General features: G+C 40.5%; 23 protein-coding genes. 18 read left to right on the plus strand and 5 right to left on the minus strand.

Annotated elements, in window-relative coordinates; translation table 11 throughout:
- Positions 1-79: 79 nt before the first annotated feature.
- On the plus strand, positions 80-1,483 hold the full coding sequence (pepV, locus tag WD019_RS03770; protein ID WP_425710702.1) for a dipeptidase PepV: 1,404 nt from the start codon (positions 80-82) through the stop codon (positions 1,481-1,483).
- A gap of 44 nt (positions 1,484-1,527) precedes the next feature.
- Here the strand turns inward: pepV and coaA are convergent, their stop codons facing one another.
- A complete protein-coding gene (coaA, locus tag WD019_RS03775; protein ID WP_026676635.1) occupies positions 1,528-2,490 on the minus strand; it encodes a type I pantothenate kinase in 963 nt (320 codons plus the stop codon).
- A 157-nt stretch (positions 2,491-2,647) separates the two neighbouring features.
- On the opposite strand from coaA, the gene thpR reads away from it, so the two are divergent.
- From thpR to WD019_RS03795, 4 genes are all read left to right on the plus strand, one after another.
- The gene (gene thpR, locus WD019_RS03780) at positions 2,648-3,214 is read left to right on the plus strand and encodes an RNA 2',3'-cyclic phosphodiesterase (protein ID WP_026676634.1); all 567 of its coding nucleotides are present in this window, start codon (positions 2,648-2,650) and stop codon (positions 3,212-3,214) included.
- Positions 3,215-3,242: 28 nt separating this feature from the next.
- Entirely contained in the window at positions 3,243-3,980 is a 738-nt protein-coding gene (locus WD019_RS03785; protein WP_425710703.1) for a hypothetical protein, read from the plus strand.
- Between the two features lie 210 nt (positions 3,981-4,190).
- Positions 4,191-6,338 (plus strand): type I pullulanase, encoded by a 2,148-nt coding sequence (pulA, locus tag WD019_RS03790; protein WP_425710704.1) that lies wholly within the window; start codon positions 4,191-4,193, stop codon positions 6,336-6,338.
- 120 nt (positions 6,339-6,458) lie between these two features.
- On the plus strand, positions 6,459-7,277 hold the full coding sequence (locus tag WD019_RS03795; protein ID WP_026676631.1) for a phosphotransferase family protein: 819 nt from the start codon (positions 6,459-6,461) through the stop codon (positions 7,275-7,277).
- 10 nt (positions 7,278-7,287) lie between these two features.
- Here the strand turns inward: WD019_RS03795 and WD019_RS03800 are convergent, their stop codons facing one another.
- Positions 7,288-7,572, minus strand: a complete 285-nt coding sequence (locus tag WD019_RS03800) for a YtzH-like family protein (RefSeq protein WP_425710705.1) — start codon at positions 7,570-7,572, stop codon at positions 7,288-7,290.
- 153 nt (positions 7,573-7,725) lie between these two features.
- On the opposite strand from WD019_RS03800, the gene trmB reads away from it, so the two are divergent.
- From trmB to WD019_RS03815, 3 genes are all read left to right on the plus strand, one after another.
- Positions 7,726-8,373, plus strand: coding sequence for a tRNA (guanosine(46)-N7)-methyltransferase TrmB (gene trmB / locus WD019_RS03805; protein ID WP_026676629.1), 648 nt, complete (start codon positions 7,726-7,728; stop codon positions 8,371-8,373).
- A gap of 110 nt (positions 8,374-8,483) precedes the next feature.
- Positions 8,484-9,314, plus strand: a complete 831-nt coding sequence (locus tag WD019_RS03810; RefSeq protein ID WP_425710800.1) for a YtnP family quorum-quenching lactonase — start codon at positions 8,484-8,486, stop codon at positions 9,312-9,314.
- Between the two features lie 159 nt (positions 9,315-9,473).
- A complete protein-coding gene (locus WD019_RS03815) occupies positions 9,474-10,010 on the plus strand; it encodes a hypothetical protein (RefSeq protein WP_026676627.1) in 537 nt (178 codons plus the stop codon).
- A gap of 39 nt (positions 10,011-10,049) precedes the next feature.
- On the opposite strand, the gene WD019_RS03820 is transcribed toward WD019_RS03815, so the two are convergent.
- Positions 10,050-10,358, minus strand: coding sequence for a PepSY domain-containing protein (locus WD019_RS03820; RefSeq protein WP_026676626.1), 309 nt, complete (start codon positions 10,356-10,358; stop codon positions 10,050-10,052).
- 146 nt (positions 10,359-10,504) lie between these two features.
- Here WD019_RS03820 and WD019_RS03825 point away from each other — a divergent pair, with 146 nt between their 5' ends.
- Entirely contained in the window at positions 10,505-11,569 is a 1,065-nt protein-coding gene (locus tag WD019_RS03825) for a M42 family metallopeptidase (RefSeq protein ID WP_425710706.1), read from the plus strand.
- 45 nt (positions 11,570-11,614) lie between these two features.
- The gene (locus tag WD019_RS03830) at positions 11,615-12,109 is read left to right on the plus strand and encodes a DUF84 family protein (protein WP_425710707.1); all 495 of its coding nucleotides are present in this window, start codon (positions 11,615-11,617) and stop codon (positions 12,107-12,109) included.
- A gap of 25 nt (positions 12,110-12,134) precedes the next feature.
- Here the strand turns inward: WD019_RS03830 and WD019_RS03835 are convergent, their stop codons facing one another.
- Entirely contained in the window at positions 12,135-14,228 is a 2,094-nt protein-coding gene (locus tag WD019_RS03835) for a methyl-accepting chemotaxis protein (protein ID WP_425710708.1), read from the minus strand.
- Between the two features lie 145 nt (positions 14,229-14,373).
- On the opposite strand from WD019_RS03835, the gene WD019_RS03840 reads away from it, so the two are divergent.
- From WD019_RS03840 to murC, 6 genes are all read left to right on the plus strand, one after another.
- Positions 14,374-14,703, plus strand: a complete 330-nt coding sequence (locus tag WD019_RS03840; RefSeq protein ID WP_026676622.1) for a thioredoxin family protein — start codon at positions 14,374-14,376, stop codon at positions 14,701-14,703.
- 94 nt (positions 14,704-14,797) lie between these two features.
- Entirely contained in the window at positions 14,798-15,616 is an 819-nt protein-coding gene (locus WD019_RS03845) for a DUF1444 domain-containing protein (RefSeq protein WP_026676621.1), read from the plus strand.
- Positions 15,613-16,230: a YtpR family tRNA-binding protein gene (gene ytpR, locus WD019_RS03850; RefSeq protein ID WP_026676620.1), complete on the plus strand. Its 618-nt coding sequence runs from the start codon at positions 15,613-15,615 to the stop codon at positions 16,228-16,230. The genes WD019_RS03845 and ytpR overlap by 4 nt, the downstream gene beginning before the upstream one ends.
- A gap of 73 nt (positions 16,231-16,303) precedes the next feature.
- A complete protein-coding gene (locus tag WD019_RS03855; RefSeq protein ID WP_425710709.1) occupies positions 16,304-18,808 on the plus strand; it encodes a DNA translocase FtsK in 2,505 nt (834 codons plus the stop codon).
- Positions 18,809-18,935: 127 nt separating this feature from the next.
- Positions 18,936-20,033, plus strand: a complete 1,098-nt coding sequence (locus WD019_RS03860; protein ID WP_026676618.1) for a nicotinate phosphoribosyltransferase — start codon at positions 18,936-18,938, stop codon at positions 20,031-20,033.
- A gap of 261 nt (positions 20,034-20,294) precedes the next feature.
- Positions 20,295-21,593, plus strand: a complete 1,299-nt coding sequence (gene murC, locus WD019_RS03865) for a UDP-N-acetylmuramate--L-alanine ligase (RefSeq protein ID WP_425710710.1) — start codon at positions 20,295-20,297, stop codon at positions 21,591-21,593.
- A gap of 49 nt (positions 21,594-21,642) precedes the next feature.
- Here the strand turns inward: murC and WD019_RS03870 are convergent, their stop codons facing one another.
- Complete coding sequence (locus WD019_RS03870) at positions 21,643-22,758, minus strand: aminopeptidase (RefSeq protein WP_425710711.1); 1,116 nt, start codon at positions 22,756-22,758, stop codon at positions 21,643-21,645.
- A 241-nt stretch (positions 22,759-22,999) separates the two neighbouring features.
- Between WD019_RS03870 and WD019_RS03875 the strand changes: the two genes are divergently transcribed.
- Both WD019_RS03875 and WD019_RS03880 read left to right on the plus strand, forming a co-directional pair.
- Complete coding sequence (locus tag WD019_RS03875) at positions 23,000-23,422, plus strand: DUF948 domain-containing protein (RefSeq protein WP_026676615.1); 423 nt, start codon at positions 23,000-23,002, stop codon at positions 23,420-23,422.
- A gap of 13 nt (positions 23,423-23,435) precedes the next feature.
- Positions 23,436-23,846, plus strand: a complete 411-nt coding sequence (locus tag WD019_RS03880) for a YtxH domain-containing protein (protein ID WP_425710712.1) — start codon at positions 23,436-23,438, stop codon at positions 23,844-23,846.
- The last annotated feature ends 85 nt before the right edge of the window (positions 23,847-23,931 follow it).

The raw sequence follows: 23,931 nt of genomic DNA on the forward strand, positions 1-23,931 counted from the left end.
CAAAAACATTTGAAATGAGGTAAAATAAACTAGAAATTGATGATTTTCGTTACAACACTATAAAGAAAGGAAGAGATCAATGGGGAAAATCAACTGGCGCGATGAAGTCGAGCAACGAAAAGGACAATTATTAAAAGATTTGCAGGGGCTTCTTCAAATTAAAAGTGTGCTGGATGAGGAAAATGCAAGTGAAGGAGCACCGTTTGGACCAGATATTAAAAAAGCGATGGATTATCTTTTATCCCTTGGTGAACGAGCGGGAATGGGTTCCAAAAATGTAGATGGGTATGCCGCACATTTAGAAATCGGACAAGGTGAAGACTTAATAGGCATCCTTTGTCACCTTGATGTCGTTCCAGAAGGGGATGGCTGGTCTGTTGACCCTTATAAGGGAGTAATAAAAGACGGGAAGATCATCGCACGGGGAGCAAGTGATGATAAAGGTCCAACAATGGCCGCCTTCTATGGAATGAAAATTATTCAAGAGCTTAATCTTCCATTATCCAAGCGGGTTCGCATGATTATTGGCGGCGATGAAGAAAGTAAATGGCGCTGTGTTGATCATTATTTTAAACATGAAGAAATGCCGTCTATGGGTTTTGCCCCTGATGCCGATTTCCCAATTATTCATGCGGAAAAAGGAATATGCAATGCTCAAATTACATTAAAAGCCACTAAAGAAATTCAATCGGAAACACCTGCATTATTATCATTTTTATCCGGCCGCCGCTTAAACATGGTACCGGATTTAGCGAAAGCCGTACTTTCCGACATTTCAGGAATCGAAGAAAAGTATCAAGAATTTCTTACTCAAGAAAACGTAAAAGGAACCGCCTTTCGTGAGAACGGAAACCTCGTCCTTCACCTTGAAGGAACTTCCGCCCACGGTAGCACGCCGGAATGTGGTGTCAATGCAGGTGTTATGCTAGCAAAATTTTTATCTAATATTACGCTTGATCAAACGGGAACAGCCTATTTGAAATTTATAACAGATTCCTTTTTAGATGACCATTACGGAAAAAAGTTAAATGTAGCAGCTGAGGATGAGGTAAGCGGCAAGTTGACTGTCAATCCGGGTGTATTTTCGTATACGCGGGGAGATGGCGGGCATGTTTCGATTAATATTCGCTATCCTGTCAAGCATCGCAGTGATGTCTTGATTAGCCAATTGGACAAGGCGGCGAAAGAAAAAGGATGGAGCTGTGAGATCTTGAGTAACAGCAAGCCACATTATGTAAGTGAGGATCATGTTCTTGTACAAACGTTGAAACGGGTTTATGAAGAACAAACAGGTGAGGATGGCAAGCCTATCGCCATCGGTGGTGGTACATATGCACGGTCACTTGATGCGGGAGTGGCGTTTGGCGCATTATTTCCAGGGCGGGAAGATGTCGCCCACCAGAAAGATGAATATATGTATGTGGAAGATTTAATCAAGGCTGCAGCGATTTATGCCCAGGCCATTTATGAGCTTGCTAAATAAAGGGAGGAGAAAACAGCCACTTTCCAGTTGGCTGTTTTCTCGTTTTACATTTTTCTTAACTTTACGCCGGTTACGGAATGGTCAAACCCTTTTTCTAAAATCAGTTGCGCGCGGAATTTCGTAGGCAAAATATTTTTTTGCAAGTTTACTTCATTGATGTCTTTCCAAATTTGCCGGGCTACTTTTAATGCTTCTTCATTTGATAATTGGGCATAGCGGTGAAAATAAGAAGCTGGATTTTGAAAGGCTGTTTCTCTTAAAAGTTTGAAACGCTCCGTATACCAGTGCTCTAAATCCTCTTCTTTTGCATCAACATAAATCGAAAAATCAAAGAAATCCGAAACGAAGACTTGCGGAATAGAAGCAGATTCCCCCCCTTTGGATACTTGGAGGACATTGATTCCTTCGACAATTAAAATATCGGGTTGATTGATGACTTGCATTTCATCTTGTAAAATATCGTACGCCAAATGGGAATAAATAGGAACTTCTAAATGGGAACATCCCGATTTTACATCGGATAGAAATTTTACAAGACGGCGAATATCATAACTTTCGGGAAACCCTTTACGGTTTAAAATGCCTCTTTCCTCTAAAATTCGGTTCGGATAAAGAAACCCATCTGTCGTTACAAGTTCAACTTTTGGATGATCCGGCCAGCGGGAAAGGAGAGCCTGGATGATTCTTGACGTTGTGCTTTTTCCTGCCGCAACACTGCCGGCAATCCCAATAATATATGGCACTTTTTCCGTTTTCCGCGAAAGAAACGTATTAGATACTTGATGAAGCCGCTGCGAGGCTGTTGTATAAAGATTTAAGAGCCTTGACAGCGGCAAATAAATATTTTTAACCTCTTCTACCGAGACTTGTTCATTTAATCCTTGAAGTTTTTTGATCTCCTCTTCAGTTAATGGCATCGGCGTTACATCGCGCAAACTTGCCCATTCTTCCCGTGAGAAAGAGAGATAAGGAGAGAACTGGTCTTTTGTTAAAAGTTTTTTATTCATCGTTTCACCTATATGATTAACCTAAATGTTTGATTTTTTTTTCACGCTCATAAAGTATATCAAATAGGAAACGTTATTGAAAAGAATGTCGTTTTAATCAAGTGTGTTTTCGCCGCTTTTTTTTGCTAAAATTTAAATGAGGGAAAGAGGGATTACAGTGAATCGGCATATATTTGTAGCAATTGAACTTCCATTACTAATAAAAGAAAAAATATCATTGCAATTAGAAAAAGCAAAAAGGGAGTTGCCATTTAAACAATGGGTTCATTCAAGCGATTTACATATTACGCTATCTTTTTTAGGAAAGACAGAACCGGACCGTATTCATTCTCTTTGCCAAAACTTGCGCAGGGCGGTTATTGATCAGGAACCATTTTCTCTCCAACTTTCAGGAATCGGAACGTTTGGAAGAGAAAGGGCACCGAGGATTTTTTGGGGAAGCGTGGAACATGAACCTTATTTATACTCATTACAGGAAAGAGTCCGCCAGGCTTGTAAGCAATCCGGATTTGTGCTTGAGGAAAGAGCGTACAGACCGCATATTACCTTTGCTAAGCGGTGGAATAGCGAAAAGGCAACGTTTGATGTGAAATGGATTGAAAATCAGCTGCTCCCCCTTAAAGGGTTAAGCTTTGAAGTCCGACATATCGTTTTATATGAAACTCACCTTAACCGAACGCCGAAATATGAAATCCTCGAAAAAATTTGCTTCAAAGGAAATTAAAAGTTCAAGAAAGGAAAGGGTTTTATAGATGGCGCAGCTCGTTAAACTTGAAGATTATGTATCTCGCTATGAATTAGATCTTTATCGCTATCAAGGGCAGTTTATTCGTCTAAAGAAAAAAAGGCTGCAACAGCTCGAGAACAAAAATGAAAAAACAATCGAGCAATTTAAAAATCAACTATATCATTTTCAATTAAATTGGGCGAGTTCAACCGTTCGGGAAATTTCGAAAGTCGATCCCCGATATGCACATAATAGGCTGTTGAAGTGGCTTACGACCGAACTGCCCGACAACTATTTTTTATTTTTTAATCCTGTATTTCTAGTAAAAAATGCTCCAGTTCAGCTCGATATAATCGTAGTAGGTCCTCGTTTGATCTGGATGATTGTTTTTCTCGAGGGGAATGATGCCATATTCCAGGAGCAATCGAAACGCTTTTGGGTCAAGCTAGATAAAGACCGAAAGTTAAAAATCGTTAATCCGCATCTTTCTCTTCAGCGAATGCACTATTGCACAAATGAATGGATCGCAGCGTTTAAAGAACAACTTCGAGTAAAAAAGGCAATTGTTGCGAAAGATGGATTTATCGATAAGCCATCAGGCTGGGAAGGGACTGAATATGTGGATAAGCGGACGTTTTTCGATTGGCTCGTTTCGGTAAAAAAAGAACCAAGCCCGATAAAAAGCCATCAGTTGAAGCTTGTCGACAGAATGTTAAAGCACTGTGTAACAAATGCACTCCTTCGTCCGGAGTGGTTGGAATAAAAAAAGATTGCCGTTGGCACGCGTCATTGTTTAAAATGAAATAAATTTAAAATGGATTAAAGTCTTTAGTATGAGTGTATCATGTAAATAGATACACTTTTTTTACTTTTGGGCAAAAAATAGATTTTATATATGGGGCAATAACCATTCTAATAAGCAAGCAATATATTAAAAGTAAAGGTCATACATGGGGAGGGACCCTCTGTTGCTATGCAAAATGTTAAGAAACCAATACAACTTGAAGCCTATTTAGATACGTTTTCAAAAGTGACGTTAGTCATTCATGCAGATGATATAGGTGAATCCTCCTTTTTTGTAAAAGATGATACAAAGGTTTATCCTCTTCTAAAATTAGCGGAGGAAAGGGGAGATGGACGTCTTTTGCTTCATATGTATGTTCAGGAAGAACTTCCATTAGGCAAAGATTATTTTATTGTAGGATCACATGGTGAAACGTACCCGCTAAATACAGGAGCGATAGTCAGGACAGAAGAATTTGACATGAGGTTTGCTTATGACGGAGCTGATTTAGGAGCGGTTTATACGCCCGAATGGACACAATTTAAAGTATGGGCGCCGACGGCAACGAATCTCCGTTTAAAAGTTTGGGAGTCGCCCGGGGCGGTAAAGGAATATCCAATGGAACGAGGGATTCGTGGGGAGTGGTATATTAAACTGCCTGGTGATTTCCATTTAAAAGAATATTGTTATATCGTCCGGGTTAATCATCAGACGAATGAAGCTGTTGACCCTTATGCTAAAGCGGTTACCGCTAATGGAAGAAGGGGAGTTGTAATGAACCTGGCGAAAACGGATCCGGAAAATTGGAAGCGCGCTCATCGCCTTCCCTCTATTTCAAAAACCGACAGCATTATTTATGAAGTCCATGTCCGTGATTTTTCAATCCATCCTGAGAGCGGCATTCAGTCGAAAGGGAAGTTTCTCGGGTTTACGGAAGGAGGGACGACCGGGCCAAATGGAACGGTTACAGGGCTGGATTATTTAACTTCCCTCGGGATTACACACGTAGAATTATTGCCTGTCAATGATTTTGGAAGCGTAGATGAATTGGGCAAGTACCCGAATTATAATTGGGGATATGATCCCGTTCATTACAATGCCCCAGAAGGCTCGTATTCTACTGATCCGATTGATCCGGCTTGCCGCATTAAGGAATTGAAACAATTAATTTTAGCCCTTCACGAAAGAGGCTTACGCGTCATTTTCGATGTTGTTTATAACCATACGTATATCCGCGAGGCATCTTCTTTTGAAAAAATTGTTCCGGGTTACTATTTTCGGTACGATCGTGGAGGAAATCCGATCAATGGGACCGGTGTTGGAAATGATACAGCGTCGGAACGGGCTATGATGAGAAAATTTATGATCGATTCCGTCAAATATTGGGCGACGGAATACAAAGTTGATGGTTTCCGCTTTGATTTGATGGGGATTCATGATATTGAAACGATGAATCTCATTCAAAAAGAGCTGTCAAACATTAATCCTTCGATTTTTCTTCTTGGTGAAGGATGGAATATGAATACCCTTTTGGATGAAAATAAAAAAGCGAAAATCGATTTAGCAAAAAACTTGCCTGGCATTTCCTTTTTTAATGACCGGTTTAGGGATACAGTAAAAGGAAATGTTTTCACGACTTCACGAGAAGGATGGATTGATGGGAATCCCGCTCAAACGATCGACCTTAAAGAATGCATGACAGGAAACTGCAACTCCTTATTCCTTGACCCGGGACAGAGCATCAATTATATTGAATGTCACGATAATCATACATTATGGGATCGACTATCCATCATTCATCCGCATGAAGAGGAACAAATAAGAAGGAGGCGCCAGCGGCTCGGAATGGCTTTTGTCCTTCTTTCACAGGGGGTTCCTTTTATCCATGCCGGACAGGAATTTTTCAGAACGAAATTCGGCGATCCGAACAGTTATCAATCGGGGGATACAGTCAATCGGTTGGATTGGATGCGAAAAGCGCACTATGAAAATGATGTGCACTTCTTCAGGAAACTTATCCAGCTCAGAAAAAATCACGCCGCTTTTCGGATACGTTTCTCTGAACAAATCAAAAAGCATGTCTCTTTTTTAGAAAACGAGCAGGACGGAGTCATTGCGTATTGGATTCGGTCTGTCCAATCCATTGACAGTTGGAAAGAGATTATCGTTCTTTTTAATCAAACGCTGGAAGAAAGGACGGTCAAGTTGCCGGGGGAGACAAAGTGGATCATTGCAGTTGAAGGAGACCGGATAAATGAGGCGGGTTTATATAAACTGGATGAACCACTTATTACCGTATCCCCATTAAGCTTTACGATTGTCTTTCTGCCTTCTTAACAGCATAGATTTCGCTATTGATAAGAAAAGTGTACGATTTTGCATCGATTTATGATAAAATAATGAATTTGTAGAGGAATCTTGCTGTTAAGTAATTGGATAGAAATTTTCCGCAAAAGATTGAAGGTGAACGGGTTGGAATATATATTAGGTGAAGATTGGGAAGTTGTATCTGCAGGTGGGGCAACAGGAGAAGCTTATTTGGCACAGCAAGGAGAACAGAAATTATTTCTTAAGCGTAATTCGTCACCTTTTCTCGCTGTATTGTCTGCGGAAGGCATTGTTCCAAAGCTATTATGGACGAAACGTTTGGCCAATGGGGATGTCATTACAGCACAAGTATGGTTGGATGGAAGAGAGCTAAAGGCATCTGAAATGTTGAAAAAGCCTGTTGCGGAATTATTAGGAAAAATTCATCGTTCAACTGAGTTGTTAGGAATGTTAAAAAGACTTGGCAAAACACCGCTAAGTCCCGATCTTATTCTTAAAGACATTCAAGCGAGAATGTCGGGAATTGAGAAATTGCCGGAAGATATTCATAGCGCTTTCGATTTTTTAGCACGTGAAAAAGATCATATCGAATATGAACATAAAGTCGTTTGCCACTGCGACATTAACCATAATAATTGGTTAATTAGCGAACAGGAAGAGCTGTTTTTAATCGATTGGGATGGGGCGATGATTGCCGATCCCGCTCTTGATCTTGGAATGTTATTGTATTGGTACGTTCCGGAAGTTGAATGGAAAGCATGGCTTCATAATTATGGATTAGAGCTGACGGAAAATTTACAAAAACGCATGTTCTGGTATGTTATTGTCCAGACGATTCAATCTATTTTTTGGCATACAGAACGGGAAAAAAGTGCCGAAAAACAGTACTGGATGAATTTTTTACGTCAGCTTATGTCCTCAAAAATGATGGCGAACCATAAAAGCTGACGTACGCTTGTTAAAATGCATGGTGGGAATCAATGGTGTCTACCCAATTTTTAAGATGGGTCTGATGTTGATAAATATGGTCATCTAACTTTTGGTGAGTTGCGCCCACATAACTGTAATCATGGACGGATTGCAGTGTTTCTTTAATTTTTTCATGAACATCGCTATGGTTCATTAACTGTCTGGCTAATCGTTGCAACTGGGCGCATTCGGCTGCCGTTCCGTTGCAATCGGTTTGATGATCTTGTAATAAGTCTCGAAGTAAATTTAGTTGATGTTGGTAGTCAAGAGGCATTGTATACACCACCTTTTAATTATTGATAATAGATTATGGAATATGCAAATGTTTATTCAAAAAAGGGCCGGTAAAGATTTACCGGTTCTTTTGTTTCTCTTTTTTTCATGTTAAAATGCGAAGGGAACTGTAATGTAAAAGGAGATATGATGAATGCGTCAGCGTTTTAAGCCATGGGCGAAAGATAAATTAAGACAACATCCTGAAATTGTTGCACAACACCTTGAAGAGAGAAGAGGGAAATGGAAGGAATTTTTCTCTAATCAACATCCGATTCACCTTGAAGTCGGAACGGGAAAAGGCCAGTTTATTACTGGTATGGGCAAGTTGCATCCGGAAATTAATTATATTGGAATGGAAATTTATGATAGTATCCTCGTTTCAGCTTTAGATAACATTTTAAATGCCGGTATTCCGAATGTGAAGCTTATTCGTGAAAATGCATTGAAATTGCCGGATATATTTGAGGCTTCTGAAGTGGATCGAATTTATTTGAATTTTTCTGATCCATGGCCAAAAAATAAACATGAAAAGCGGAGGCTTACTTCAGAAAATTTCTTGAAAATTTATGAACACATTTTAAAGGAAAATGGAGAAATTCATTTTAAAACCGACAATCAAGGTTTATTTGAATATTCATTGCACAGCTTTTCAAAATACGGAATGATTTTAAATAATATAAGCCTCGATCTTCATAAAAGTGATTTTGAAGGTAATGTCATGACCGAATATGAAGAAAAATTTTCACAAAAAGGCTTTCGCATTTATCGAGTGGAAGCTGTCTTCCGTTCAAAAAAATAATCCGGCATTCCGGATTATTTTTTTTATCGTAAAACTGTGATACACTTAATTCAGAATTTTCTATAGAGAAAACGGCTTATTTTGAAGCCGGTGAGCCGGAGGGAAGAATGATGGATCAGTGGACGATAGGGAAAATGACGGTAACTTGGTTAAATGGAGGCGTCACTTTTATGGATGGCGGTGCCATGTTTGGTGTCGTTCCGAAGCCGTTATGGAGCAAAAAATATACGGTGAATGAATTAAACCAGATCGAACTTCGTACAGACCCTTTTTTACTTCAAGGGTTCGGAAAGACGATTTTGGTTGAATCGGGTATTGGCAAAGGAAAATTAAACGATAAGCAAAAGCGGAACTATGGGGTCATCGAAGAATCGTCGATTGAAGGAAGTCTCGCAAAGCTTGGCTTAACGCCAAAAGATATCGATATTATTTTGATGACACATATGCATTTTGACCATGCGTGCGGCCTTACGAAATGGGAAGATGGAAAGCTAGTTCCTGTTTTTGAGAACGCTGTCATTTACACTTCCAAGACCGAATGGGATGAAATGAGAGAGCCTAATATCCGTTCGAGAAATACATATTGGGAAGAAAACTGGAAGCCGATTCAGCATCAAGTAGAACCGTTTACGGGTGAACTGGAAGTGGCCGATGGATTAAAGATGATTCATACCGGCGGTCATAGTAATGGGCACAGTATTATTTCAATTGATACGGGTGGTGAGAAAGTGATGCATATGGCCGATTTAATGCCGACTCATGCTCATTATAACCCGCTCTGGGTACTAGCCTATGATGACTATCCGATGGATTCCATCTTCGCAAAGCAAAAATGGATCAAGCCAAACGTTTGGTATATGTTTTACCACGATGCGATTTATCGGGCGGTCAAATGGGACGAGGATGGAACGATCATTGATCAAGTAACCCGATCACGGTAAAGAAGGCTTTATTTTATCATATTTTAATGAATGGTTTATAAAACTGTCACATTTTTTCCAGAAAACTGTTAGTTAGAAAATGATAAATTTGTGGTATGATGGAGAAGTACAAAGAATGGTAGTATTTTGATTTTATATATATATTTGAGGGGGATATGTATGAAAAAGAAATTATTTGCAGCTCTTTCTGCATTTGTATTTATTTTTTCATTTGTATCAGTAGCATCAGCAGCTTCAGTACCTGCCGGTATGGAAAAAGCGATTGAAAAAGGACTTAAAGCAGAACACTATGATTTAAAAAAAGGCTCCATTACGTTTGACAACGTACAAACCGTTTCCAACGAAGATAAAGAGCTAAAAACTGATCAAGTCGTTGTTGCGGTTGCTCATTATAAAACGGTTCGTGACAACATTTTTGTAACATCACATACTGATATTGTTGCGTATAATCCGGCTAAAAAATTAATGTTAACCGATCAAGAAACAGCGAAAATCGGTTCTGAATTTAAAAGCTATGTAAAAGCGCATGAAGACCAAAAAGGGGAGCACCGTGATTCCGTTGTCATCTGCTTATTGTTAGCTCTTATTCTTATCGTGCCGATTCTTTTAATGACAGTATGGGAAAAACGTCAATATCTTTCAACGGAATGGAAGATTAAAAACAACGTCTATAACCAATCTAAATCGTTTAATTAACAGGAAAAAGCACCGTTTCACGCTAAACGGTGCTTTTTTCTAATTGATAGCTGAAAGTTCCAGGATGGATCCGCTTTTTGCATCAATAAGGAATTCATATTGGTTTAACCGGTTATTTTCCAAAGTGGAAATTCCGCCGCGATAAACGGTATAAGGGAGTTTGAAGCGCTCAATCGACTCCGGCTTAACATGAATCCATGAACCAGTTACTGTGAATTTCTTCTGGGCGGATTCTTTTAATCGTTTTAATGCACGTTCTGGAGAAATAAGCTCCCGATTTTTTTGAGCGATTGTATAGCCAATTGCGAACCCCAGTGCTCCGGCTATAAGCCATTTTTTAGTGTTCATCCCATGTTCACTCCTTTTTAAGCAAGTAGCCTGCTTTTTTTCAGTATACCAAAGTCGAAGATTCTCCTGTAGCAAATCAATAGTAAAAACTTTATAAGGAAGTTAAAATAAGTGTATACATACTTCCGTAAGGGAAAGGAGTCACTATGAATAGCGATACTTTACAATTATTTAAAACGTTAACTGAACTGCCGGGTGCACCAGGTTTCGAACATGAAGTTCGGAAGTTTGTCCGCACAGAATTGGAAGCGGTTGCGGATGAGGTCATTCAGGACGGACTTGGCAGTATTTTCGGTGTGAGGCGCGGGAAGGGTCCGAAAGTAATGGTGGCAGGCCATATGGATGAAGTCGGGTTTATGGTTACGAATATAACGAAAAATGGAATGCTTCGCTTTCAAACGCTTGGTGGATGGTGGAGCCAGGTATTGTTAGCCCAGCGGGTTCAAATCATTACAGATAACGGCCCTGTCATCGGTGTGATTGGTTCGACGCCGCCTCATTTACTGCAGGAAAGCCAGCGGAAAAAACCGATGGATATTAAAAATATGTATATTGATGTGGGAGCCGATGACAGGGAAGATGCAAAAAAATTAGGCATTAAACCAGGTCAAATGATTGTCCCGATATGTCCATTCACACCAATGGCCAATCCGAAAAAAATAATGGCAAAAGCCTGGGATAACCGTTACGGTGTAGGACTTGCTATTGAGCTTTTAAAAGAATTGAAAGGAATAGACCTTCCGAATAAACTGTATTCGGGTGCAACCGTGCAGGAAGAGGTAGGCTTGCGCGGGGCACAGACGGCAAGCACAATGATTGAGCCGGACATTTTTTATGCGCTTGATGCGAGTCCTGCTAACGATATGACGGGGGATAAAGATGAGTTTGGCCAACTTGGCAAAGGAGTATTATTGCGAATTCTTGACCGTTCGATGGTGACCCATCAAGGAATGAAAGATTTTGTATTGGATACGGCCGAAACGCATCATATCCCTTACCAATACTTTGTTTCCCAGGGCGGAACGGATGCAGGGCGCGTCCATTTGACTGGCAGGGGAGTTCCTTCAGCTGTTATAGGAATTTGCTCGCGTTACGTTCATACGCATGCGTCTATCATTCATGTTGACGATTATGCGGCAGCAAAAGAATTATTGATACAACTAGTAAAATCAACAGACAAGGCGACGGTCGACTCCATCCGAAGCAGATAAAGGGAGCGGCCACTGGTTATCTTTTCTAGAAGGAGCTCGAAATCGATGATTGCAATAGGATCAAAAAATCCCGCAAAAGTAAAGGCAGTCAAGCAGGTCTTGAATCAAGAGGTAGTTTCCTTTGAAGTTCCATCAGGCGTTTCCGCTCAGCCGTTTTCCGACGAAGAAACGAAACGTGGTGCTGTAAACAGGGCGAAGAAGTGTGTAGAAAAGGGTGCCGAAATAGGGATTGGCCTGGAAGGCGGGGTTACCAGAATGGGGGACGTGCTTTATCTGTGCAATTGGGGAGCGCTTGTCGACAGTTATAGCAATACCTTTGTTGCAAGCGGTGCAAAAATACCTTTACCTGAATCCATTGCGGCTGCACTTTATAATGGGAGCGAACTAGGAGATGTTATGGCCGAGCTCACTTCTGATCAAAATGTGAGTAAAAAAGAAGGGGCAATCGGCATTTTTACAAACGGAATCATCTCTCGTGATGAAATGTTTGTTCATATTGTAAAAATGCTATACGGGCAATATTTATGCAAAATGGGCTGACCATTCAATCAGCCCGTTTTTTACTTTATTCATTGGAAGGATTTACGGAAGCTACAGCCTCTTCTTCCCTCTGCCTGGCATCAAGAAGCAATTCGTTAGAAGCCGCCGCCTCATTCATACTATCCTCTTCTTTTTGCAGGCTGGAATCTTCAAGATTCTCGCCGAGATAAAATTGTTCTACTTCCTGTTGAAGGACGGAAGCAATTTGTTGTAATCGATTCGCGGATTGGCTAACTTCATTAATCGCTTCTTTTTGATAAATGCTTGAAGTTGTGACATGTTCACTTGTCGCTGCCGATTCTTGTGAAATCGCACTTACTTCATGAAGCTTATTTGTTAAATCGTTATTCGCATGTTGTACCTTCGATTGAGCAAGTTGCACTTCTTGAATTCGTTTATTGATCGCTGTTACGTTCGTTAATATAGTTTCGAACGCATTTTTTGTTTTCTTTACGGCTGTTAACTGAGCAGAACGTAATTGTTCGAAATGATCCGTTTCTTTTGCGAGATTGTCCATCTGCTGCCCGATTGATTGAACAAGCTGCTGAATGCGGCGTGCTTCGTTTTTTGACCGTTCCGCAAGGTTTCGAACTTCGGTTGCAACAACAGCAAATCCCCTTCCGGCTTCCCCTGCTCTTGCAGATTCAATCGCCGCATTGAGGGCAAGTAAATGGGTGCTATCAGCGATTTCCTGAATGGTGGAAACAATCGTGTGAATTTGCTTCGATTGTTTACTTGCCCTTTGAACTTCGGCAATAATCGTATTCGCAAGTGATAGAAACTGCTCGGAATGTTCATTCAGCTGCTCGACGATTTCCATAGCGGCTCTGCCTTTTTCCTTTGCCTGATTTGAATCGTTAGCAATTTGTTCACTAACTTTAGCCGTTTCATAAATGGCTTCGGTTACTCCATTTAAAAGAATCGTGCTTTCATGCAAATGTTCAGCTTGAGTTTGGGCACCTGCAGCTACTTGCTCCACTGATGCGGAAACCTCTTCGCTTTGTGCGGTCGTTTCTTCAGAAATGGCTGCCAGGTGGTGGGAACTTGCTGCAAGTTGTTTGGCCGCAAGTTGAACCTCACGCATGGAACGTTGCATTTTTTTCGCCATGATATTAAAGGTTTCTGCCAGCTCTCCCATCTCGTCTTTTGTCTTTGTTTCGACCCGAAAGGCAAGATTCCCTCCGCCTATAACCATTGCCCCTTTTTTTAAGGCCGCAATTGAAGAAGTGATAGAGCGGCTAAGTTTAAAGCCGACAAAGAATAAACCAGCAATCATTAAAACGCTTAAACTAATGAGAATAATAACTAACACCATTTTTGTAATGTTCTGTTTGTTGATCAATTGAGCATAACGTTTCTCATTGCTTTTGTGAATCGCGGCGACCATTTTTTCAACATTTTTCGCGGTTGCTTCAAATCGGGTTTCCATCGTTTTTATCGTTTTTGAAGACGTTTGAATGGTATCAGCTGCCATTGTATACTTTAACATTTTCGTTTTAAATTCCGATAATTGTTTTTGTGGAACCGATTGAATCGTATCGACTTTACGATCAAACTTGCGAGCTGTCTTTTTAAATTGCCCGATCGCCTGATCATCAACCGTTAACAAAAAATCTTTCTCATCATTTTGCAACATTAAATAGAGGGTTAACAATTCTTTATTTTTGATCGTGTGAACAGCCTTTTCAAAATCAGTTGAAATTTGCTTCATGGCTGCCTTAAGGCGGTCGATTTGTTTCGACATTGATGCGGTTGAGTTAAACGATTGTTCATATTGATTTAGTTCGTCTACTACCTTTTTAAAGTTTTTCTGATCCTCACGATTAGAAGTGTTTGCATAGTTTTGCACGTTTTTTTGCAAAGTAAGAAGAGCATCTTTCACCTTTTTTTGTTGCTCTTGTGAAGGGTGGTTCAAAAATTCTTGTTCCATTTTTCTTATCTTCGAAAGTTGAAGGTCTATATTTTTGCTATTTGCGTTAGCCTTTTGAAATGATGCTTTTTCCTGTTCCATTTTTGTGCTGAAAAGAACATAAATACCGATAAATAAAAGCAATACAAGCATTCCGCCGAGCCCCATAAGCAGCATCATGCGAACGCGTTTTTTTATCGTCTTGTCCATGATGATCCCTCCCTTTAATAATATCGGTATTTTTGAAATCTTCTTGATAACAATTTCGGAATTTCGTTGCAAATGAGTGGATTATTCCCGGTTGTTTTGGTACTGTCAAAGTATAGGATAAGGAATTTTGAGAGGAGTAAATAATATGAAAACGATTGAATCCAGAGAGGAATTGCAATCTTACTTAAATAGCGATAACGTGACGGTCATCTTATTTTCGGCTGATTGGTGTCCGGATTGTGTTTTTATAAAACCTTTTTTGCCTGAAATTGAAGAACAATTTTCAGACTTTACGTTCGTTTATGTCAATCGGGATGAACATATCGAACTTTGCCAGGAAATGGACATTTTTGGCATTCCAAGCTTTGTCGCATTTAAAAGCGGAAAAGAAGTTGGCCGCTATGTGAATAAAGAACGAAAAACAAAGGAACAAATCACTTCATTTTTGGAAGGATTATCAATTCCCGCTGAATAAGCCCGCAAAAGAATGGTATAATGAAGGTATTTAAGATCCGAATAAAACCTCCTTATAGGGGGTTTTATTCGTTTAAAAAAGGGAGGTTTTAGTAATGAGTTCTCCAATCCAGTTGAAAAAGGCGTTAGAGGAAAGACTTTGCCGTCCGGAATGGACGATAACATATGACCGGGAATCGGAAAAGCTTCGAGTTGAAAATAAAGAAACGAAAACAGGAATCACCCTTTCACTTTCAGGGCTTGTCGTTAAATGGGAACGACAAAAAGACCGTTTTATCGACGAAATGGTATACACAGTAGAAGAGGCGTTAAATGCAAGCAAACAGCAAATGACAAACGTTAGCCGAAAGAATATTTATCCTGTTATTCGATCGACTTCGTTTCCAACAGAAACAACCGAAGGAAAAGTTTTGCTTTATGAAGATCATACGGCAGAAACCCGCATCTTTTTTGCTCTTGATCTCGGGAAGAGCTATCGTCTTTTAACAAAGGAAATGGCAGATCAAGAAGGTTTAACATTAAAACAGCTGAAAGAAATGGCGTTATTCAACATCCGCTCACTCGAAAATGAAATGAAAGAAGACGTTGTCGCCGGGAACACCTTTTATTTTATTAACTATAACGACGGCTATGATGCAAGCAGGATCATTAATTCTTCCTTGCTTGAGAAAATGGAACAGAAGGTCTCGGGTACGCTTGCGGTCAGCATCCCACATCAGGACGTGTTAATTTTTGCTGACATTCAAAATGATCAAGGGTATGATATTTTAGGGCAGATGGCGATGCAATTTTTCATGAATGGACGCGTGCCAATTACTGCATTGCCGTTCATCTATGAAAAAGGCGAGTTAGAGCCGATATTTATACTTGCAAAAAATAGACCTGTTGATGAAATGGAAGGAGATCGTAAATGAACATTTACTATAACAAAGATGGTATAGGAGACACGTTACTCATTCAATTAAAAGCTATCGAACTTGACGACCGTGCGACAGAACAAAAAGGCGATGTCGTCCGCATATTCCATAAGGAAACCAATGAAACGGTGGGCTACAATATTTTTCACGTATCCAATTATGGTCATGTGGAAGGAAACGGTCCCGTTGAGCGGATGGAAGATGTAGTTCAGTTATCCAATCGTATTTTGTCTGAAAATGGATTTGATGACCAATTGAAAGCCGACTTACGTCCGAAATTTATTGTCGGGTTAGTAAAAGAAAAAGAAAAACATCCGAATGCCGATAAATTAAGCATTTGTAAAGTTGATATCGGTGAGGAAACGCTGCAAATTGTTTGCGGGGCACCTAATGTGGAGCAAGGGCAGAAAGTTGTCGTTGCCCGGGTCGGAGCGATTATGCCGAGCGGCTTAGTAATTAAAGAAGCTTCTTTAAGAGGAGTCGATTCATCTGGTATGATTTGTTCGGCAAAAGAACTAGATTTACCAAATGCTCCTCAAGAAAAAGGGATTCTCGTGCTTCCAGAGGATGCTCAAGTAGGAACCGATTTTTTTCAATCGAAAAACCGCTAGAGAAATCTAGTGGTTTTTCTTAAAATTAACATTCAGTAAACAAAAATAAACGGTACGAAAAGAAGGTGAAAAAATGCCCTGGTATAAAAAATTAATGAATCTGCTATTTGGTGACGAGCCTTCAGAGCCGGATGAACGAGATCAAGCGATACATAAAGTAATGAAAGTGAAGCCGAATCAGCCCCGGGTTACCCGGAGTATTGGAAGGATTCAAAATCAAGAAAAACAAGCAAAGGCAAAGATGGTCCATCATTACCCAAACGGAAATTTCCGGTTTCCGTTAATTCCTGATGAAAAAAGAATTCCGTATCGTCCAGAGCCATTAGAAAAAAAGTATGAGGCGCCGGAAAAAAAAGAAAGTAAAATCGAACATAAGGAGACTAAAAAATACTCCGGTACGAATTTTAAGCCGACAGAAATTCCGTCTCCGGTATATGGATTCGGCAACCGTAACTTAAAAAGAGTCGAAGACAGCAAAGAACTAGCCAATGATTTATCCAGTGAAACTAAAAAACGAAGGGCTTTATCTCCCGTCTATGGATTTCGCCCAAGGGAGAACGGAATCCAATCAACAAATGATGTAAAAACTAGTTTGGAAGAAACTACCCTGGACGAGTTAAATAAAGATAGAGAGCAATTCGAAGGTTTGCTCTTTGAAGCCGTACCCGCCGATGAACGTAACGTCTTTGATGAAACGACCGGGGGAGATGAAGAGCGGGTTGAGGAAATTAATAACAAAAAAGAGGATGGAATTTCTGTTACAAAAGACGAGATCCCCGAAGCAGTGAAGATGGCTCGTGTTGAAAGTGAACCACACGCAGAAGAAATTCAACAGGATATATCCATGAAAGAAAAAGTGGAATCCGGGCAGAACATACTTCCATTGGCTAAAAGGATGGAAGAAGAGAATAATGGCGCCAATGTCATGCATTCCGGAGAAATGAAGAAATCTGCCGTGAATAATGAAACGAAAGAAGAATCCTCTTTAATTGCCAAAAAAGAAGAGAAACGGGACCAGCCGAAGCGCGGTGGAACCAACATTCCATTTAATGTGATGATGTTAAAAAAAGACCGGCAAATCCAAAAACAAAAACAAACAGGTGAGGAAATAACCGTTCCATTTAAAAAAATGAGTGAAAGAGAAGTCCCGAAAGGCCATTTTCCTTCACTTGAACTGTTAAATGTTCCTCCAAAGCAGGCGGAAGATGACGCCATTTGGCTTGAAGAACAAAGGGAATTGTTGCAATTGACGCTTGATAATTTCAATGTTAATGCAAAAGTCGTTCATTTAACGAAAGGTCCATCAGTAACAAGAATGGAAGTTCAGCCGGCCCCGGGGGTGAAAGTGAACAAAATTACGAACTTAAGCGATGATATTAAATTAAGTCTCTCAGCCAAAGACATCCGGATAGAAGCGCCGATTCCGGGGAAAAACACGATAGGGATCGAGGTGCCAAACCGGATCAGCCAGCCGGTGTTTTTACGAGAAATTATCCAGAGTGAAGAATTTCGCCGGAGCGATTCGCCTTTAACGGTAGCTCTAGGGCTTGATATTTCTGGCAAGCCGATTGTGACCGATTTGCAAAAAATGCCGCACGGTTTAATTGCCGGGGCGACCGGGTCCGGAAAGAGCGTTTGCATTAATTCCATTCTTGTGTCACTGATGTATAAGGCGTCTCCGGATGATGTTCGCCTTCTCCTTATCGATCCGAAAATCGTAGAGCTCGCGCCTTATAACCAAATTCCGCATCTCGTTACACCAGTCATTACAGATGCAAAAGAAGCGACAATGGCACTCAAATGGGCCGTGGAAGAAATGGAACGCCGTTACGAGGAATTCGCAAAGACAGGGGTTCGAGATATTAAGCGGTACAATGAAAAAATGAAAGCCGAGAAGCACGAGGCCAATAAAATGCCATTTATCGTAGTTGTTATCGATGAGCTGGCGGATTTAATGATGGTTTCACCTCATGATGTAGAGGAGGCGATTTGCCGGATTGCGCAAAAAGCAAGGGCCTGCGGCATTCATTTGCTTCTTGCAACTCAGCGTCCATCCGTAGATGTCATTACCGGGCTCATAAAAGCGAACATTCCTACACGTGTCGCCTTTGCCGTTTCATCAGCCGTCGATTCGCGTACGATCATTGACATGAGCGGAGCGGAACGTCTCCTTGGCCGCGGGGATATGTTGTTTATGGAAAACGGCTCAAACAAAGCCGTTCGCATTCAAGGGAATTTTGTTTCGGACGAGGAAATTGAGCGCGTCACTGAGTATGTAAAAAAGCAAACGCATGTAGAATACTTATTTAGCAGGGAAGAATTAATCCAAACCAATCAAACGGTTGACCAGGAGGACGATTTATTTGAAGAAGCTTGTTATTATGTCCTTGAAATGGGGACAGCTTCTTCCTCCAGTTTACAACGAAGATTCCGAATCGGGTACAACCGGGCGGCCAGGCTAATTGATATGATGGAGGCGTTTGGCCTCGTTTCAGAAGCGATGGGAAGCAAGCCGAGGAATGTCCTCATTAGCCAGGAAGAATTTGAAAACAAATTGTACAGTGAAATGGAAGTGTAAAAAGCTGGTTGTATTTACAATCAGCTTTTTCTTGTTTTCTTCCCGCCAGTTATATATCATAAGAAGGATGAAAGTTTTTAAGAAAAAATAAATGCGTTACGTTGCGATAGATAATGAGGAGTTTATGATGAAAGAAATAGAAATGAAGCTTCAAGGGAAGATAAAGCGGCTTACCAATCGAACATTTAAGTTTGATGAGCGTGTAGGTGATGGCTGGTTTTCCGCGGTATATTTTTTGAAAACGTGTGAGATTGTAAAAAAGTTTAAACCGGGCAATGTTGTGACCATGCAATTTTTTCAAAAAAACGATGCTGTTCTTTGCGGAACAGATGAAGCGATTGCTCTTGTTAAAACATTTGCCAAAAATCCAGAAGAGCTAGAAATTTATTCTTTAAAGGATGGGGACAAAATTTCACCGTTTGAGACGGTGATGACGATTACCGGCCCATATGAATATTTCGGTTTCCTTGAAGGAATGATTGACGGGATTCTTGCCCGCAGAACTTCGGTGGCGACGAACGTGTATAATGTTGTAAAGGCGGCAAGTATTTCGGGGGTACAAAAGCCGGTCATTTTTATGGGTGATCGGGATGACCATTTTTCGCAACAGGCTGGCGATGGTTATGCCGCATATATTGGCGGTTCGACGGCCCAGGCAACACATGCGATGAACGAATGGTGGGGCAAACAAGGGATGGGAACGATGCCCCATGCTTTAATTCAGCTTTTTGAAGGGGATATCGTTGCAGCGACAAAAGCCTACCATGAAATGTATCCAGAAGATGAGCTTATTTCACTCGTCGATTATAACAATGATGTCATTACAGATAGCTTAAATCTTGCTAGAGAGTTCGGGGATACGCTTAAAGGAGTCAGGGTCGATACATCAAGGACAATGGTCGATCAATATTTTTTCCGAAACCAGCATGTTCTTGGTGACTTCGATCCGCGCGGCGTCAATCCACAGCTTATTTTCGCTCTTCGAAAAGCACTGGACGACGAAGGATATCACCATGTGAAAATTGTAGTGAGCGGAGGATTTACAAAAGATCGAATTACTCAATTTGAAAAACTAAATGTTCCCGTTGATATTTACGGCGTTGGCAGTAGTTTGCTTAAAATCAACATCGCCTTTACAGGGGATAATGTATTGTTAAACGGGATTCATCAAGCGAAATCGGGGAGATTTTACCGGCCGAATCCTCGGCTTGAGAAAGTCGAATAGCATCTTTAGCTGGATGCGTTCCATCATCGTATGGTGATGGACTTTATTTTTTGCTATAATGATAAATAGTGAGTTGTTCACTACATATCGAATATCATTATACTTTTGACAGTCATATACTAAAGAAAAAGTAAACGGTTTTATATAACGTAATGCTGCCATTACTGACGCGTGAGTCCTTTTATCAAAACGGGCCGCGTCTTATTTAACACATATAAATTAGACCTTTTGAGAAGGTGTGTAACTGCGGAGGTCCTTTAAATGACACAATACCATTTTGTTGGAATCAAAGGTACAGGAATGAGTGCACTGGCACAAATTCTGCACGATATGAAACATGATGTTCAAGGTTCGGATGTTGAAAAAGTATTTTTCACACAACAAGCCCTGGAAGAGAGAAAGATAAAGATACTTCCATTTCAGAAAGAAAATATAAAAGAAGGGCAGACGATTATCGCGGGAAATGCGTTTAGCGACGATCACGAAGAATTGATTGCCGCAAGAGAGCTTGGTTTACCGATTTACCGTTATCACCATTTCCTCGGGGACTTTATGAAAAAGTTCACAAGTATAGGTGTTGCCGGTTCTCACGGAAAGACGTCTACAACCGGGCTATTGGCCCATGTGCTGGAATGTGCAAAACCGACATCTTTTTTGATCGGCGATGGTACCGGTAAAGGGGTAAAAGACAGTGACTTTTTTGTGTATGAAGCCTGTGAATATCGTCGGCATTTTCTAGCGTATGAGCCATCGTACTGCATTATGACGAACATTGATTTCGACCATCCCGATTATTTTAAAGATATTGACGACGTGTTTGATGCGTTTCAGCAGATGGCGATGCAAGTGAAGAAAGGAATTATCGCTTATGGGGATGACCCATATTTGCAAAAACTTCACGCACAGGTCCCTATTCTTTTTTACGGTCTTGAGGACGATAACGATGTTCAAGGGAAGAATATTCGCCGCGGGGAAGAAGGTACGACATTTGATGTGTACATTCGCAATTCGTTTTTCCATACATTTACGATTCAAGGATATGGTACCCATAATGTGCTGAATGCTCTTTCAGTCATTGCGCTTTGCCACTATGAACATATACCGGTTGAAGCTATTAAAGATGGGCTCTATACGTTCCAGGGAGTCAAACGGCGTTTTTCCGAGAAGCCAGTGGGGGCTCAAGTAGTGATCGACGATTATGCCCACCATCCAACGGAAATTAAGGCGACGATTGAAGCGGCCAAATATAAATATTCCGGCCGTCCGGTAGTGGCTATTTTTCAGCCGCATACCTTTACAAGAACGAAAACGTTCCTTGATGAATTTGCAGAGAGTTTAAAACAGGCGGATGCTGTTTATTTGTGCGATATTTTTGGCTCCGCCAGGGAAAACGCTGGTGCTTTAACGATTTACGATCTACAAAAGAAAATTCCGAATGCTGAAGTGATAACAGAAGAAGGAATTGATATTTTGAAAAAATATGATGCTGGTGTCCTTTTATTTATGGGCGCGGGAGATATTCAAAAGTTCCAAAAAGCTTATGAAAAAGCATTAGCATAATCCAAAGGGAAGAAGGACCTATGTGCATTGTCTTTCTTCCCTTTTATTGTTATTTTAGATTTTCCGGGTTGAGCCCCTCAAGTTCTGGGATGACAAAGCGGCCATCTTTACGGATGAGACGGTCATCAAAATAAATTTCACCGCCACCATATTCCGGACGTTGTATCATGACCATATCCCAGTGGATGTTTGAATCATTTCCGTTGTAGGCTTCGTCATATGCCTGGCCAGGTGTGAAATGGAAGCTGCCATCGATTTTTTCATCGAATAAAATATCTTTCATCGGATGTAAAATGTAAGGGTTTACACCGATCGCAAACTCACCAATGTAACGGGCACCTTCGTCTGTATCAAAGATTTTGTTAATTCGTTCCGTATCATTTGCGGTCGCCTTAACAATTTTTCCATTTTCAAAGGTTAATTGAACGCTTTCAAAGGTAAATCCATGATAAGGTGAAGGCGTATTATATGAAATCGTTCCATTGACAGAATCTTTGACCGGAGCTGTGTATACTTCGCCGTCCGGGATATTCGCATGTCCAGCACACTTAATGGCAGGGATGCCCTTGATCGAGAATATTAAATCTGTTCCAGGCCCTTTTATGTGGACGCGATCCGTTTTTTCCATTAATTCAACAAGTGCATCCATTGCCTTATTCATTTTGCTGTAGTCAAGATTGCAAACATCGAAATAGAAGTCTTCAAAAGCCTCGGTACTCATACCTGCAAGCTGGGCCATTGACGCGGAAGGATAACGAAGAACACACCATTTCGTTTTCGGAACGCGAATTTTGCGGTGGACCTTTTCGCCAACCGTTTGTTCATAAATTTTCATTCGTTCTGGCGGAACATCGGACAATTCTGCGATGTTGTCTCCGGAGCGCAATCCGATATACGCATCCATTTGCGCCATTAAATCCGCTTCTTGCTTCGCAATCAATTCAAATTGTTCTTCATTTGCGCCAAGAAGCTGTTCGCGCAATACGGAGTTATCTTTTAAAAGAACGAATGGATGGCCGCCGGCCGCATATGCTTCTTTAACAAGGGCATTAACAAGTTCCTTTTGCAGGCCGAAGTTCTCAATTAAAATCTTTTCCCCTTTTTGCAGACGTACGGAATATGTAATTAAATTTTTGGCTAATTGCCCAATGCGTGGATCTTTCATTCTATTGCCTCCCCATAGTGAAATAAACATACATTTCTATTTTATCTTAATTTAATAAATTTGTAATGTTTATTACGAATAGTTGGCAGGATTTTAAATTTATCGATAGAATAATAATGAATAAGGTTTATCGGACTGCATATGGGGTAATAGTTGAATATACTGTTGCTTTCTATTGTTCACCCAGGAAGCCTTTTTATTTTAATGTCATTGAAAAGAAGTATGGAGGTGTCTCGTTAGAATGATCATTTTATACGTAAGTGTCGCAGTTATCGCCTTAGCTTTTGCCGTACTAGTATACTTTATAGCTAAAACATTAAAATCATTGACAGGCACATTAAACAATGTTGCAAAAACAGTCGAAAGATTAGAATCGCATTTGGAAGATGTAACAAGCGAGACGGCTCAATTGCTGAACAAAACAAACAAATTAGCGGAAGACATTCAGCAAAAATCAGAAGCTGTAAATTCAGTCTTTTTGGCGGTAAAGGATTTTGGGAATTCATTGAATCGAGTGAACCAATCTGTCCGCAGGGTCTCTGATCAAATTTCAATAGGGGCCGAGCGGCAGTCAAATCAAGTTACCCAGGTGGTTCAATGGGGCAACGCAGCTATAGAGTTATGGGAAAATTGGAGAAAGAAAAAGAAATCCGATCAAATTTAAAAGGAGGAGTTTGATGAGCGACAATCAAAACAATCAAAAAATTGACAGCAAAGATTTTTTAATTGGTGCACTGGTAGGTGGAATTGTAGGAGCAACAACTGCATTGCTCTTGGCTCCAAAATCCGGAAAAGAGCTGCGCACTAACATAGGTGAACAAGCGACTCAAATTAAAGATAAAGGCAGTGAAATTACTTCACGAGTTCGCGAAAAGTCATCTGCAATTGTTAATACCGTTTCCGAGCAATCGAACCAGGTAGCCGGAAAGGTGAAAGAATTAACTTCAAACATTCGCCGCGACATCAGCAATTGGCGGTCAAAAGGCGAAGAAGTGAAAGAGAAAGCAAGTGACGCTTATATTGAAGTAGAGAATAAGGTTGAAGATGAGGTCTCTCGTGAGAAAGATCTTGTTGAGCAAAAGTATTGATTTATCCTGAATAAATGTGGAATGATAGGTGAGGGAGATTAATTTCTTCCTCACCTATTTGTATTTATAAAGTCTATGGAGGGAA

Origin of the sequence: Fictibacillus sp. Mic-4 (genome assembly GCF_049843615.1) — a bacterium.
Classification (GTDB): domain Bacteria; phylum Bacillota; class Bacilli; order Bacillales; family Fictibacillaceae; genus Fictibacillus_A; species Fictibacillus_A gelatini.

Excerpts from the sequence above, each read along its gene's own strand:
- pepV (WP_425710702.1), top strand. The coding sequence starts at position 80 with ATGGGGAAAATCAACTGGCGCGATGAAGTCGAGCAACGAAAAGGACAA.
- coaA (WP_026676635.1), bottom strand. The coding sequence starts at position 2,490 with ATGAATAAAAAACTTTTAACAAAAGACCAGTTCTCTCCTTATCTCTCT.
- WD019_RS03785 (WP_425710703.1), top strand. The coding sequence starts at position 3,243 with ATGGCGCAGCTCGTTAAACTTGAAGATTATGTATCTCGCTATGAATTA.
- pulA (WP_425710704.1), top strand. The coding sequence starts at position 4,191 with ATGCAAAATGTTAAGAAACCAATACAACTTGAAGCCTATTTAGATACG.
- WD019_RS03800 (WP_425710705.1), bottom strand. The coding sequence starts at position 7,572 with ATGCCTCTTGACTACCAACATCAACTAAATTTACTTCGAGACTTATTA.
- trmB (WP_026676629.1), top strand. The coding sequence starts at position 7,726 with ATGCGTCAGCGTTTTAAGCCATGGGCGAAAGATAAATTAAGACAACAT.
- WD019_RS03810 (WP_425710800.1), top strand. The coding sequence starts at position 8,484 with ATGGATCAGTGGACGATAGGGAAAATGACGGTAACTTGGTTAAATGGA.
- WD019_RS03815 (WP_026676627.1), top strand. The coding sequence starts at position 9,474 with ATGAAAAAGAAATTATTTGCAGCTCTTTCTGCATTTGTATTTATTTTT.
- WD019_RS03820 (WP_026676626.1), bottom strand. The coding sequence starts at position 10,358 with ATGAACACTAAAAAATGGCTTATAGCCGGAGCACTGGGGTTCGCAATT.
- WD019_RS03825 (WP_425710706.1), top strand. The coding sequence starts at position 10,505 with ATGAATAGCGATACTTTACAATTATTTAAAACGTTAACTGAACTGCCG.
- WD019_RS03830 (WP_425710707.1), top strand. The coding sequence starts at position 11,615 with ATGATTGCAATAGGATCAAAAAATCCCGCAAAAGTAAAGGCAGTCAAG.
- WD019_RS03835 (WP_425710708.1), bottom strand. The coding sequence starts at position 14,228 with ATGGACAAGACGATAAAAAAACGCGTTCGCATGATGCTGCTTATGGGG.
- WD019_RS03840 (WP_026676622.1), top strand. The coding sequence starts at position 14,374 with ATGAAAACGATTGAATCCAGAGAGGAATTGCAATCTTACTTAAATAGC.
- WD019_RS03845 (WP_026676621.1), top strand. The coding sequence starts at position 14,798 with ATGAGTTCTCCAATCCAGTTGAAAAAGGCGTTAGAGGAAAGACTTTGC.
- ytpR (WP_026676620.1), top strand. The coding sequence starts at position 15,613 with ATGAACATTTACTATAACAAAGATGGTATAGGAGACACGTTACTCATT.
- WD019_RS03855 (WP_425710709.1), top strand. The coding sequence starts at position 16,304 with ATGCCCTGGTATAAAAAATTAATGAATCTGCTATTTGGTGACGAGCCT.
- WD019_RS03860 (WP_026676618.1), top strand. The coding sequence starts at position 18,936 with ATGAAAGAAATAGAAATGAAGCTTCAAGGGAAGATAAAGCGGCTTACC.
- murC (WP_425710710.1), top strand. The coding sequence starts at position 20,295 with ATGACACAATACCATTTTGTTGGAATCAAAGGTACAGGAATGAGTGCA.
- WD019_RS03870 (WP_425710711.1), bottom strand. The coding sequence starts at position 22,758 with ATGAAAGATCCACGCATTGGGCAATTAGCCAAAAATTTAATTACATAT.
- WD019_RS03875 (WP_026676615.1), top strand. The coding sequence starts at position 23,000 with ATGATCATTTTATACGTAAGTGTCGCAGTTATCGCCTTAGCTTTTGCC.
- WD019_RS03880 (WP_425710712.1), top strand. The coding sequence starts at position 23,436 with ATGAGCGACAATCAAAACAATCAAAAAATTGACAGCAAAGATTTTTTA.